Here is a 13,300-nt window from a genome sequence, read left to right as displayed (position 1 = left end):
TTACATATCAAAATTTGTTATGTGAAGCAAATCAGAAATATCGGCAGTATTAGAAATAATGTCTAAATAATCAGGAACATATACAATAATATCCGCCGATGTTATTTTTATAATACCTGATTCCGAAATATATTTTGAACTTACTCTAGCAATAAGCTCATCATTTACAAACATAAGTCTGCTTCCATTTAAAACAGATATTTGTGCATTAAAACAATTCTCAACTTCATGCACTATCCTGCAGTCAACAACTTGCTTAAAATTATTTTTAAATACATCCGAAGCTCCATAAATATCGCCTGGTTCCGCCAAAAGATATTCATCAGATTTGCTGATAGAATCCTCTACCGCTGAACAAATCAAATCATAAATCTCTTCATATGCATAATCCAAGCCGCCTTCAGATTTATAGAGTGCTCGTTTGTGTTCGCTGTTACTTTTCCTTATCCTGAATTGGCCCATTGATATGCTCAGACATGTTAATCCAAGCGTCGTTATAACTGCTGTTACAATAATTATCAGCACTAACGCAGAGCCTCTGTTTTCAATTACTTTATTTTTCATAATCTTGTCAATAATAAATAAGCTTGCTCCCTATTAATGAATTTACGACTTCTCCCTCATAAGTTATATAGACCTCTATTGAATATAAAAAATCTCTTTCTGGTTCAATTATTATAACAGCACCGTAGTCTTCGCCAGATTGAGCTACAATCCGTTTATAACAACCATCGTCAGAATCATATATATATCCCGAAAGTTCAATTTCATCCATTGCTTTTATCTCTTCCATATATTTTTGAGCCGCCAAAAATGATTTATATTCCCTGCTGCTTTCTATGTTCAATCTTGCTGACATCACAAACAATGTCATTATAGGCGCTATCACCATACCAAGCACAGCAATAGATATAATGACCTCAGCTAACGTAAATCCACAAGCTTTTAATAAACACTTTCTCATTTTACTTAATTCCACAAAACAGCATAGAAATTTAGATTCATAGTACCGTGAACATTATCACCAGTCCATGACAATAAATTTATATCTGTTATAGCAATATTTTTATTATTGTTAGAAATGTTATCTATAAATTCAATTAAACTGTCGCAATGACCGGTGAACTCAATCATAGCACCTATTTTTAACGCAGAATTCTCTGTTTTTTCTTCGATAATTTCGTCTGTACTCTGATTATCCAATGAAACAGGCATAGATTCTGAAAAGACAATCTTGGAAACATCTATTTTGCTCTTTTGTGCATACAAGGATAAGTCGGAAATTATTTCTTCAGGATAAATTTCTGCTGGTATCTCTATTTTTTCCATCTCATTCTTAAGAAACACTTTCTTTTCAACCAAAGAATCTACAACATCAAAATTTTCCTTCATATTGAAATATTCTTCGCTTATTCTTTCGAAAGCCTCTTTCTTTGAATATAAACTTATAAATTGTTTGTGCGGAAAAAATCCATAAAATATAACTACAGCAATTATAAATGCTAAAACTATTAATAAGACTTTGAATTTCTTACTTTTCATTTTTATCTAGATCCTTTAATCTACACATAACAGAAAATGAGTAGCTTCCTTCTTCATTTTTAACATCAATACCTGAAAAATATATATCCTCTATAAAATCAAGTTGTCTGAGATTTTGTATAAACAAAGTTACTTCGCCAATAGTTTTCGAAACGCAACTAATCTGCGTACTATTTCTATTTACGGACATGGAAACCAGCCTAGTATTATTAGGAACAGATTCAAAAAATTCACTGATAATAATTGAATTAACGGTATTTTCATTTCTAATCACACCTTTAAGTTTGGAGACTTTTTCAATATAGGCCTCCCTTAAGCCGATTTCTTTCTTTAGATCTTCTATCCCTGTATTTATTTCAGCCTTTTCTTCATCATAAATGTAAAGCTTCATGCCCTGTATGTTTGTTTCAAGCATAGCATTATAATTTTTCCATGTAATAGCTGCCAAAATTGCAGCCAGCGATGCTGCCGAAATGGCTGCAGCAAAAAATTTGTAATTTGGTCTAAAATCTGAGCTGCTATCATATGAAAGCCACATATTAGTTTTATTGTTTAGAAGAGATAAAAGGCAAATAAAATATTTTTCTACTATGTACGGAGTATCTAGCTTTGCATTTAGCTTGATACATGGGATATGTTCAATTATCTCTGTTTCAATACCCAAATTACTTGCCAAAAAAACACCGATATTTCTATGAGGAATATCTCCATAAATAAATATCTTATTAATAACATTTGCACTATACATTGAATAATAATACCTTATATATCTATTTAACTCATCCATCAGTTTATCCACAAACGGTGTTAAACCAATGAATTTTGTAGTGTTATAAGGAGCGCATTCCTCCGCAGCTTTTTCAATTATAACCATATCTTCATTCAACAAAGAAATCCTTGAAAACTCGGTTACACCATTTTTTAAAACACAAAATGAAATATGGTTATTATTTATTTCTAAAAAAGCATATATAGAGTCGTTTTTAATAGCATGTGAATTAATTTCAGCTTCGTACTTACTTATTTTGTTCAGGCAGTTAAAAGATACATCTATTGATGCAAGCTTTAACTTCAATATTTTTGCCAATTCTTTGCAGTCTTTATAAATATCACATGGGAGACAATAAATGACGTAAAAAGCATATTTTACGTCATTATCATTAACTATATCAGTAATATCATATATTATTTTATATTGGTTTAAATCAACCGGCATAAGCTGTTCTAGCTCGTTTCTTATCATTGACAATATCTCCCGCTTTTTATCAAGCATAGGGAGCTTTATTCTTCTGCTTATCACGCTGGCAGAGTTAACTGTAAATACAGCTCTTCTTGTGTTGATACCATTCTTTGCAATCATGTTTTTTATCAATACTGCCACAGCATTTACATCAACAATTCTTCCGTTCTCAATTATATCTGTACCCGTCAACTCATCACACTTCATTACGGTCACCGAATCGCTTTTTCTTAATGCTTCAACAATCTTAATACCTTCATCATAAATTTCCAACGATAAAAACAAACACATAATAATCCTTTCAATTTTTCCTATTCGGATCATTTACATAATTTGGTATAAAATCATTATATAAAATATGTAAAATTATGTCAAAATATTTATTGTTAAGAAAATATCATCGTTTATTTTTTTGTTTTAATAAAATTGTTAAGAATAGTTAAGGTTTATTTTCTCTATTTGAAAACAGAGACTGACTTTACGCCAATCTCTATCTCTGTATCTTCTAATTTTGTGAGTTTCTCATATACACAACCTGTTCGGCAGGATATGGCACGCTTCCATTTTTTAATAACACAAGTGTAATTCTCACTTCATTCGTACCGTTTGTTTCAATTTTCAAATTATCTACATAATTACCTATATAAACGGATTCCTTATCAGTAGTAGTCCCGTATGTATATTTTATCTTTTCATCATATTTCTCAAAAGAAGCAAAGCTTCCGTCAACATACTCAAACTCATTAGCTGACTCGTCATATGATTTTGCTTCCAAAATTTTATTTGTCATATAGTTAATAATATACTGGCTTTGATATTGCACCTCAGACTCAGCATTTATGGTTTCATAACTTTTGTAGTTTGCTATAAAAAATGACATAACAACAGACATAACTATTCCTGCCAAAGCAAGTACCATTATTATTTCAATTAATGTAAACCCTTTTTTATTTATCATATTTACCCTCGCACCATTAAGAAAAATTTGAGCTTAAAAATTCAAGCTCAAATTCAAGCAAAAACGCTTTGTATTTATTCCAATTCAAACGTCTTAATTGAATTAATCTCTAATTGCTGAACTACATTATCATTTTGCTTAACAACATTATCAATCAAAACATTTAGAACAGAATTTGACGCAACCGGCTTCACATTATAGGTTAAAGTATAAATATTATTTGCGCTTGTCAAAGAATCAAGGCTATTAAAGTCATTAAACGGCCCTCCGACTAAGTTGTCTTCTTGATCATACAGCATGAAGTCTGACAATATAAAGTCATCTGCATCTCCTGTAAATGATACACTGATTTTATCTACATTCTGTCCGTTCTGAAACTTAAATCCAAATCTATATTTTATCCCCATAACAACCTCAAAAGGCTGTAAACTGTTACCTATAGGCTTTAATTCGTTTTGTGCGTACATTGAGTTTTTTTGTAATATATTATCAAAAACTATGCTGCTGTCTCTTTCATAATAAAAATTGATAGTTACGTTGTTGCTTCCTGCCTGCCCAGTCAGTCTTCTCCCTACTTTGAGCGGATTTATAATGCCTTCATAGCTAATATCAATCAAATTATACCCGGTTAATGATGGAGCAATTTCATCAATAAAACCATTATTCGGTAAATATTTATTAATTGATGTAGCTCCGTTTATCGATAATGCTCTATTCTTGTCGTCAAGGGTTTCGTAGTAATTTATCGTTAGTTTAACATCTGGTTTAGGATTGACAATCACATTAACCTTTTTTTCGATTATCTGAGAAGTACCCTCAATTATATTTTTTGGATCAGTGTTACTGCTTATTGTAAAATATACAATATAGCTAAATTTGTCTTCAGCATAATCATGAGGTTGCGGAACATAAGTAATTTCAGTATTATCAGAATTAGCTGTTGCAGTGCTGTTAGGCTTAACTGGTTTTTCATCAACTTTAATTTTTAAATCACTTATTTGATAATCAGATCCTGCATCATTTGCAAATATCAAGTCCGGCGGAGTAATAACAATGCTTTCTCCTTCGGTTGTATAATAAACATATTCAGCTATATTTGGAGCAACTATGGCAAGCGGATTTTCAAATTTTTCTTCTGTAATCACATTTGGAGTTAAAACATGTTTATATTCAATTTGAGCATCTTCATTTGCATACTTAATTCCATAGTTTTCACCTACATACCTAATTCTGACTGTTTTCAATGATTCTGATGCAGTTATTGATCCAAGTTCACATGACATAACACCTTCTTCAGACACCGTTACCCCTTCTGGTAAAGATTCTTGTACAAATTCAAAACTTTCCGGCAATATATCAGTAATAACTGAATTAGTAGCTATAGTGTCAATTATAGTATCTGCGATTATATCATATATGTTAGTTAAATCATTTGCAGTTGTCGCATGATAGTAAGCCTCTTGGTAAGTATTTTCTGACGGGTTTAACAACGCCTGCATGTCAGATGTATTGGTTGAAGCAAATCCAACAGTATATATTTTAACTCCACTTCCACCATAGTTCTTTAATAAATTTGCTTCAGAAATGGCTGCATCTTTGGCATTTATATCATATGAATTACCCTTGCCATCAACTTCACCGTTTATATTGTAATACTGAGTTGGCACACCATCGGTCATATATATAACATACCTTTCGGCTCCCATTCTGAAAGATGTACCAAATAATTCTCTTGCCTTTATGAAGCCGGCCTCACTATTCGTTCCTCCGCTAACCATATCTTCAAAGTTCTTATACGCATTCTTGGCAGCAGTTTTATCAGTTGTAAATGCCTGCTTAATCTGCGCTTCATCAGAATATGTAACTATTGCAACTCTGTTGTTACCCGATTGGTTAGTTGCAAGAACCGCATCTATAAATCTGTTCGCCGCTTCCTCGAGAACATCTGCTTTTGATTCCCTGCCACTAATATTATCCTCCATACTTCCTGATTTATCCAGCACAAGTATTATATCGGCATCTTTACCTTTTGTAATAGCCTCACCTTGTACAGAGAATTTCAAATCAAATTCATTTGGCTTACCATTTACAGGTTCAACTGTTTTATTAAACTCAATATCACCGCCGCTCGTATTTGTATTAACATAACCTAAATCGTTATGTTTTTCTTCTACAAATATTTTCAATGTCTTTGTTGTACTGCTCAGCAGTTGAATATTAAGAGTGTTAAGACTGGAAGTAGTGCTTGTATCAATCTCCTTGCTGCTTCCTTTCCATAACTCAATACGATTCAAATTATAGCTGCTTTCTAACGTAAGTGAGGAATCTCCAGGCTGACTGCTGTAAGAAATTACTGTTTCTTCAACATATTGACTTTCTACATACTCGCCTTCGTTATTTTTTATATATGTTTTTATTAGTAATTTATAATTGCCATTTGAATTTCTTTCTTTATTTGTTCTAAGCACCCAAATGTTTGAATACGTATCGTATTCTTTGTCTGATGTTCCGGCCTCGGCCTCAAAATTAAGCAGTGCCGGAGCTATTATAATCATTGCTGCCAGCAAGAAGAATACTTTTAAAAATATTTTTTTCATTATAACCCTCCCTTATTTTATTTTCCAGTTACTAAATTTTAATAGTGGATTAAAGTCCACATTCACTTCATCGTTTCCTGAACCGAAGGTTGTTATGCTTACTGAACCGACATTTGTAGTATTTTTGAATACAACCTCCTGCAGGCCATTTTCAGCAATTATTTTAGAAACTACACCTTTATTATAATTAAATGTCTTATCCGCTCCGTCATCCAAAATATTTATATCTCCTGCGCAAATAATAACACCTGTAAAATCAACTGTTCCTGAAATTTCCACATCCTCATTTGTTATTATTAATCCGCTTTTGACATCTGATCCAAGAGAATATTTTTTATTGTCTCCATAGGTTCTAGATACCTTATTTACATATAGCAGCTCACTGCCATTCATTATTTCTGTGTTAAAGTTCAAAGGTATGTTATCAAATATTTCATTAATTGAATACTCATCATTTCCATTAGAGGAATGCTCATATCCGAGTTTTTTTACCTTCGTATTAAAAGTTTTCCCAATACCTGCTTTCAATGCCGGCCAATCCTCCAAAGGTGCATGTGATGTTATAATACTCTCACCGTTTATATAAGCTCCAAGAGTATATACATCACTGTTATTAATTTTAATCTTACCTCCCAACAGCTCTAGCGAACTCCCTCCTAGCTGCTGATACTTTTTTATATATTCTGCTTTTTCATAAGCAGTTATTTCAGTTTTCACTCCGCTTTCTCCAACAAACCATTCGACAAGCTGCGGAAAATAAGGTAAGTAGTCATCGTAATTAAATATAACATTCCCAAAGTCGTACTTTCCCGCTGCACCTCCTTCAGTATAATTGAGAGCCTTTGTGTATGCTACGTAATTGCCTCTAACAGATAACGACTCGCCGGTAGCGTAAGGTGATATACCTTTGATATACGATGTACCAAGCAAGTATAAATTGCCTCTGTCAAAATTGCCTTTGTTGATTGTGATACCCTTAATGTTATTATTGTTTATAATTATCGAACTGTTCAATGTATTATCTTTTGCTCCACCACCATATCCAAATCCATAATATGAGCCATTTATTGTTATTTCTTGACCGGCTGCATTCATCTCTAAATCATCCTGTACTACTACGCCTTCATAATCAACTGTATTATCATTTTTTGTGGTAGCTGTGAATTTTGCATTTTCACCATTCATAAGTATGTTACTGGTATACACATTACCAGAAATCATTTCCTTGTCGCCAAATATACTGATATTGCTTTTTACAGCTAGGTCCTGCATAAATAGCACGGTTCCGCTTCCTTCGAGATTCAGATTATTATTAATAAATACCTCACCGTTAAATATTGTTTCTCCTTGTTTATCGATATTAATATTTTCTGCGGTCATAACTTTTGACCAAAACGGATTCAATTCAAGATTGACAGTCTCAACTGTATATGATTCATTATAATCAGGAACCTCAACAATAAGATCAACATCTGTAGTTCTTATAATTCCTTCTTTCTTTTTGGTATATTCAGAGCTTATGCTCAATTCCATAGGTGTATCCATATCAAAATCATCAAATGTCTTTTTAATTACATATAATTTGAGCTTTTCCTCTTCATCATCAACAAGAATGCCATTTGAAACTGATCCGTCGGGATCAACACCCATTAGGGCTTTATACATATCTTGCTTAACTATATCTATGTACTTTTCTTCAAATACTTTTTTTGACAATGCCTTAATTGCATCCTGCTTATATTCATAGACTCCGTCTCCATCATAATCCTCAATAATGTCGGAATACAAATCAGGACTTAAAGAAAGCTCAGTAAGTTTAACAATATCGAATTCATTAATCTTATTCTTTGCAGCATTATTTGCCTCGCTTACAGCCTCAAGAACAACCGAATATGCCTCTGCATACGCCCTATCAAGCCCCGATTCAGACATATAAAATGAATATTTCATATCTGAATTTGTTTTTTTAATTTTATAATTCATCATTGTAACACCTAAAATTGATGTTCCAAGCAATGAAATTACCGCAACTGTCATAACTAGCAATACAAGAGTTGAACCATTGTTATTTTTCATTTTTTTAAACATAATATCACCCTTTTCGTTGACTAATCTGTTATGATGCTGTTAAAAACTTTTGAACCTTTAACTGTTTCAATAAGCCTGCTACCATCGAATACCTTTATTGTTATGTAGTATAATATATTGTCCGGCATTTCCATATCTTCCTGAACTTCAATTAAAGTAGCACTGCCCGATATTGTATATCTAAAGCTATCCTCGGCCTTAAACAAATATAGCTTAACTCCAGAATAAGAGTTGCTTACCTTAATCTTACCATTATCAACAGAGAGAATCACTTTTATACTTTCATCATTCTTTATAGTATTAATCTCTGTTTCAGTACCTGAATCAATATTTACAATCAAATCATAGTCCTCATCTCCAGGAATTTTCACTGCAGTTATATCACCATCCAGTTCTACTACGTCATTTTCTTTCAGGTTTATTTCAAGTCTATACCCATCATCGTCGCTTATAGTCTTAGAATAGTTACCGTCTTCACCAGAATAACCGCTAAATGTAAGATCCAAAATATTTTCAGACTTAATATCTTCCATGTATTTTTGAGCAAGCTGAATCGCCTTATATTTTGTCTCGCTTTCACGGTTTATCCTTTGAGAGGTTATAAACATTGACATTAACGGTGTAACAACAGCTCCCAATATAGCTAGAGTAATTATAATTTCAATTAGCGTCAATCCTTTAGTACTTAATTTTCTTTTCATGCTTCCACCTCTATAAAGCAACTTAACCTCATATTAACTACTTTCTGGTTACAATTGCAGATTTAGCATCCTTTAAAGTAACCCTTGGATTTGTGCTGCTGTCATTTTCAACTTCAAAATAAACCTTCAGACCTGAAGTATTTGTCACCCCGATAATAGCACCTACAGAATCTGTTTTTAAATTTCTATCGCTTGAATACACTTTAATTTTTATTTTCCCTTCTTCAGAAGGTGAAAATTCTTGCCATGTTCCAGATTTTGGATATGTATTGTTTTTTGTATTATAGCTATAATAGTATTTGTTATTTTCTAATTTAAAACTGAACTTGATATTTTCAACAGTATTGGTATTTTCAGAAATATATGTACTTCTTGCTATATCCTCTGTTTTTCCTACTAATATTGTTGGCAAATCTGAGCTTTCCGGCTCTAAATTAACAAAGAAATCGAATTTAGTATTTAAGCTTCCGATTGTTTCCCACGCTCCGCCAATGGAAAACGGGTTAGCTTTTCCCGATTCGGCAAGATCATTCCATAACCATTCATCATTGTTTTCCTTAAATCCAACAGGCTTTGGAACTTCATAGAAATTCATGGTCATTGTTCCCTGCAGCGTGCCTACTTCGGAAGCAACGGTACTTATATTGGTAATTGATATATCTACAGGATTGGCTTGCACTAAATCAATGAATTTGATCATATCATTGTATGAAGCCAAAAACTCTATGTTCACAGATATTGACTCAGCTGACATGGAGGGTTGCTCTTCTTTATCAGCTTCTTCAGTGTTTACAGCCACAGCTTGTTCATCGTCTTCGTTTTCATCGGCATAGACATAGATATTGTCTATATCGTACATCAATAAGTCCATAGAACTCTTTGCTTTTTCTGCTGGCTGTGAAACAACGATACTCATCGGAACAGCAGCTGCATCAGTGAAGGTTATATTGCTTGCGTCGATGTTATTGTCTGCAAGGTATTTATTCAAAAAAACTATGAGCTTTTCCTGCTGCAGGTCGGATATTACAGGCAGATTATTTATTTGTTCTATTAGTGTCAGAGCATCTTCCTCATACTTGTTTTTGAGCGTAATGTTCTGTGACATAGTTGCGTATTCAAGTGTTTTCCGACTGTGCTCCGCTCTCAGCTCATCAAGGTTAAACATACCTGATGATGGAATAAACATATATCCGGCATACACCGCTAGGGCTATAACTAATATTACTATTAATACTTTCTCTCTTCTACTCAGCTTCATTTGTTATCACATCCTTTATGCTACATACTAACGAATAAGTGCAGCTAATGCTGCCGCCATCTGCTGAATCTACTACCGCCGGCACATATACATTATCTATAAATTCAACCTGCTTTAAATTTCTTTCAAACTGTGCAGCTTCCTGCCTTGATGCGGATGTACACTGCAACTGTATACTTTCCTTGTCTACAGACATTGCATTAATCCTTGTGCCGTGAGGAATTGCCAATGAAACCTGCTCAAAGATAACCGTATTAACTGCATCTTCTATTTTTATTGCCGTTTTTAATTTATCGGCCTCCGACAAATATTTTTCCATCAAGGATACCTTTTTTTTCATTGTCAGCACTTCATCATTAAGCTTTATATTCTCCTGATTTTCCAGATAAGCATCCAGTGTTTCTATATCCCTTTCAAGGGCAATTTTCTCCACAATATATGAATACGCATAAAAGGATACGAGCAATACTGCTGACAGGCCTGCTGCCATGAGGAACACTCCAGTTCTGAACTTATTGCTGTGCTCCTTCCTTCTGTCTGAAAGAAAGTTAATATCCTTTTTATCTATGTACAATGAGAGAATGTTGTTCAAATATGATTTTACTTCAACAACTTCGCCAGATTTTGACACCACATTTGAAATTTCGTTTATTCTTTCCGTGCTTACGCTTAAGCTTGACTCTATAAACTGTTCCAGGCCGTTGATGTTTGCAAAGCTGCCATAAATATATATATTTTCTATCTGTCTGTCCTTGTTGTTTGAATTGTAGTATCTGATAAATCTGTAAAATTCATCTGTCCACATATTTACATTGTTTTCAAGAATGTTTAATTTAGATATATATGATGTATCATCAGTGTATTCGGCGAGAGATAAGCGTTCTATTTCCTCTAATGCCTCTTCCCGTGTTAAATTAAATGCCGCCTCAAAATTTTTGACTATATCGTTCAACCCATTTGAGGAAATTCTTGAAAAAACCTCCTTACCGTTGTTAACAATGCTGAATAAAGTATTTGTGAAACCTATGTCTATAAATGCAACTGACGTTCCAGGGCTTAAATGTTTTTTATTTATCGTTAGTTTCTTTAATGCTATTTTATCCAGGCAGCTTGAAGTCAGATCTATTGCTACAAGCTCAAAATTAAGCCTTTCCGCAAGCTCTATGTACTGCTCATAAATAGATGCAGGAAGACCATATGCAATATATGTTCCCTTTTCTGATTTATCAGATTTTATGCTGTCGATTTTTTTGTACACTATTTTGTACTGATCGATATCTACCGGCAGCATCTGATCCAACTCGCTTTTTATCATGGAAAATGTCTCTGAATTTTTCTTAAGAACAGGAAGTTCCATGTTTCTTGTTATTGTTGCATTTGTATTGATGATAAAAATTGCTTTTTTTGATTTAATGTTGTTGCTTTTCAGTGCCATTTCTATATTTGCTGCAACTAAATCCATATCGATTATTTTTCCATCATCAACGCTTCCGGATTCAATGTCTAAAAACAAGCTCTTGTATACAGCTATGGATGACCCGCTTCTGGAGCCTTCAAGTATTTTAATATTTCGATTGTTGATCTCTACAGATAAAATTCTCCCCATGTCTCTTACCTTTCTGAATATATTTGCGATTATGATTACTAAATATTGAAGCTGGTTGTATTACATGAATAAAGAAAGATAGCTTCTTATAATTTCAAAGCCAAAAAATATATATATTAAAGCAGATAAGGATATGAACGGACCGAAAGGTATTTCGTCCTTTCTGCCTTTAATGTTCAATGCTATTAAAAATACTGACACCACGGCTCCGATGACGAAGGAAAACAATGTTATAAACAATGTTCCCTTTAAGCCGAACATCAGCCCCAAAGCAGCCATAAGTTTTATATCTCCACCACCCATGGCATTAGTTAAAATTGCAATTGCAGCAAAAAGTCCGAATCCAGTCAGTGCTCCTATAATTCCTGTTAAATATGTTTTATTTACTAAGATAAATATAATTCCTGCCATTGCCCCGGCAATATTGAGACTGTCGGGAATAATTTTGTACTTCATGTCAATCATGCTTACGGTTATTAGTATACTTATCATTGCGCAACACAAAATCGAATTGACTGTTAAGCCGAATTTTAAGTATGTCAATGCATACAGCAATCCGTTCAAAAGTTCTATCACGGGATACTGTATTGAGTAACTGGCACCGCAGTACCTGCACCTGCCTCTGTTAATTATGTAGTTAAAAACAGGTATCATGTCTATGTAATTAAGTCTGTGACCGCAGCTCCCGCAGGATGACGGCGGTTTCACTATTGAGATTCCTGAAGGTATGCGAAAAATGCATACATTCAGGAATGAGCCTATGAATAGGCCGTAGATTAAAAATATTAGTGTCATTATTTTAGTTGTAATATTTTTTCTACCAATCAACACTAATCGATTGACTTGTCGATGTAACACTAACTGTTATATCTACTGCTTCGACTTCAGCAGCTGTATCATAGTTTGAATCTGCTTGCAATGTAAATGGCTCCATGTATCCATTATCAATTAAACTTTTAATCGTAAAAGATGTTGAATTAGTAGCATAGTAATATAATTCTGCTGCTTTAGCAACTTGTTCTTTAGTAGAATTATCAGCTTTTACCTTAGCATTCTCCTGAACTCCCAAAAACCTCGGCACAGCAATCGCCATAATAATAGCCAGCACTGCCAATACAACAATCAATTCAATTAATGTAAACCCCTTCTTGTTTTTTAAATTGTTAATTAATCTAAACATTTTTTTCTCCTCTTCTCTTATTTTTTTATTTAACCCTTCTATAGCCGGTTTTAATTATAAATCAAATCTTTTAACATTCCATATACCTGCTATTGAAGATTAAAACACTTATTTACTCACCCTTAGCTTA

The 13,300-nt window shown here is 33.4% G+C and carries 12 protein-coding genes; all 12 read right to left on the bottom strand.

The window, feature by feature from the left end; genetic code table 11:
• On the bottom strand, positions 1-564 hold the full coding sequence (locus tag ACS3UD_RS02985; RefSeq protein WP_308137833.1) for a hypothetical protein: 564 nt from the start codon (positions 562-564) through the stop codon (positions 1-3).
• A 7-nt stretch (positions 565-571) separates the two neighbouring features.
• The gene (locus ACS3UD_RS02980; RefSeq protein WP_308137834.1) at positions 572-964 is read right to left on the bottom strand and encodes a type IV pilus modification PilV family protein; all 393 of its coding nucleotides are present in this window, start codon (positions 962-964) and stop codon (positions 572-574) included.
• A 5-nt stretch (positions 965-969) separates the two neighbouring features.
• A complete protein-coding gene (locus ACS3UD_RS02975) occupies positions 970-1,542 on the bottom strand; it encodes a hypothetical protein (RefSeq protein ID WP_308137835.1) in 573 nt (190 codons plus the stop codon).
• On the bottom strand, positions 1,532-3,073 hold the full coding sequence (pilM, locus tag ACS3UD_RS02970) for a pilus assembly protein PilM (RefSeq protein WP_440977729.1): 1,542 nt from the start codon (positions 3,071-3,073) through the stop codon (positions 1,532-1,534). The genes ACS3UD_RS02975 and pilM (ACS3UD_RS02970) overlap by 11 nt, the downstream gene beginning before the upstream one ends.
• A gap of 214 nt (positions 3,074-3,287) precedes the next feature.
• Positions 3,288-3,740 (bottom strand): PilW family protein, encoded by a 453-nt coding sequence (locus ACS3UD_RS02965; protein WP_308137837.1) that lies wholly within the window; start codon positions 3,738-3,740, stop codon positions 3,288-3,290.
• 74 nt (positions 3,741-3,814) lie between these two features.
• A complete protein-coding gene (locus ACS3UD_RS02960; protein WP_308137838.1) occupies positions 3,815-6,337 on the bottom strand; it encodes a vWA domain-containing protein in 2,523 nt (840 codons plus the stop codon).
• Between the two features lie 12 nt (positions 6,338-6,349).
• The gene (locus tag ACS3UD_RS02955) at positions 6,350-8,425 is read right to left on the bottom strand and encodes a hypothetical protein (RefSeq protein ID WP_308137839.1); all 2,076 of its coding nucleotides are present in this window, start codon (positions 8,423-8,425) and stop codon (positions 6,350-6,352) included.
• A 20-nt stretch (positions 8,426-8,445) separates the two neighbouring features.
• Complete coding sequence (locus tag ACS3UD_RS02950) at positions 8,446-9,126, bottom strand: type II secretion system protein (protein ID WP_308137840.1); 681 nt, start codon at positions 9,124-9,126, stop codon at positions 8,446-8,448.
• 37 nt (positions 9,127-9,163) lie between these two features.
• Entirely contained in the window at positions 9,164-10,384 is a 1,221-nt protein-coding gene (locus ACS3UD_RS02945; protein WP_308137841.1) for a hypothetical protein, read from the bottom strand.
• Positions 10,371-11,990, bottom strand: a complete 1,620-nt coding sequence (gene pilM, locus ACS3UD_RS02940) for a pilus assembly protein PilM (RefSeq protein WP_308137842.1) — start codon at positions 11,988-11,990, stop codon at positions 10,371-10,373. The genes ACS3UD_RS02945 and pilM (ACS3UD_RS02940) overlap by 14 nt, the downstream gene beginning before the upstream one ends.
• Positions 11,991-12,050: 60 nt before the next feature.
• On the bottom strand, positions 12,051-12,785 hold the full coding sequence (locus ACS3UD_RS02935) for a prepilin peptidase (protein WP_308137843.1): 735 nt from the start codon (positions 12,783-12,785) through the stop codon (positions 12,051-12,053).
• A gap of 22 nt (positions 12,786-12,807) precedes the next feature.
• Positions 12,808-13,170, bottom strand: coding sequence for a competence type IV pilus major pilin ComGC (locus ACS3UD_RS02930; protein WP_308137844.1), 363 nt, complete (start codon positions 13,168-13,170; stop codon positions 12,808-12,810).
• Positions 13,171-13,300 lie beyond the last annotated feature (130 nt).

Source organism: Sedimentibacter sp. LTW-03 (genome assembly GCF_052059825.1).
Lineage (GTDB): Bacteria > Bacillota > Clostridia > Tissierellales > Sedimentibacteraceae > Sedimentibacter.
Note: the sequence above shows the minus strand (reverse complement) of the source record. Positions and strands in the feature narration are given on the sequence as shown.